General features: G+C 35.9%; 2 protein-coding genes. Both read right to left on the reverse strand.

All coding sequences use genetic code 11. From position 1 onward, the window contains the following. A partial coding sequence (locus tag V7149_RS24925; protein WP_335348255.1) for an ATP-binding cassette domain-containing protein occupies nucleotides 1-336 on the reverse strand: 336 nt, incomplete at its 3' end. Then, complete coding sequence (locus V7149_RS24930) at nucleotides 320-703, reverse strand: GntR family transcriptional regulator (protein WP_335348256.1); 384 nt, start codon at nucleotides 701-703, stop codon at nucleotides 320-322. The genes V7149_RS24925 and V7149_RS24930, both read right to left, overlap by 17 nt. Nucleotides 704-707 lie beyond the last annotated feature (4 nt).

Raw genomic sequence — 707 nt, forward strand, 5'->3', positions numbered from 1 at the left:
GGCAAAATCCTCATCCCAATTTGGAAATAGTGACTTTGAAACTTTTAATATATCATTTACAGTGAAATTATCCGGATACTTTTGACTTTCTTTGATAAAACAAATTTGACTTAATACTCTCCTGTTTTCCACAGGATTTTCGCCATGTACTTTTATTTCACCACTCGTAGGAAACTCTTGAGCAGTCAATAATTTCATTAGAGTTGTTTTCCCAGCACCGTTTCTTCCAAGTAATCCGTAAATTTTATTTTCCTCAATCATAAAATTTATATCTTCAAGCGCCTTAAATTCCCCGTATGATTTATCAAGTTGTTTAACCTCAACGATTCTTTTCATCACTATTCATCCCCTTTCCAACCATATCCGTCAATTGATCAGACGTAATCCCTAACTTCTTTGCTTCATGGATCATCGTGATGATATACTGCTCAAAAAACTGTTCCTTCCGTTTATTTATGATCTTTTCACGTGCTCCCTCTGCAACAAACATCCCAATCCCCCGCTTTTTATATAAAATACCTTCATCCACCAATAAATTAACACCTTTCGCTGCAGTTGCAGGATTAATTTTGTAAAATGCGGCAAATTGATTTGTCGATGGAATCTGTGTTTCTTCCGCCATTCCTCCTTCAATGATGTCATCCTCAATCCGTTCCAAAATTTGCAGAAATATAGGCCGACCATCGTCAATTAATTGTTTCATATCC

The sequence above is a fragment of the Bacillus sp. JJ1503 genome (assembly GCF_036965125.1).
Taxonomy (GTDB): Bacteria; Bacillota; Bacilli; order Bacillales; family Cytobacillaceae; genus Cytobacillus.

Bases quoted from the DNA above. Each gene is read 5' to 3' on its own strand.
- V7149_RS24930 (WP_335348256.1), bottom strand. From the start codon at position 703: ATGAAACAATTAATTGACGATGGTCGGCCTATATTTCTGCAAATTTTG.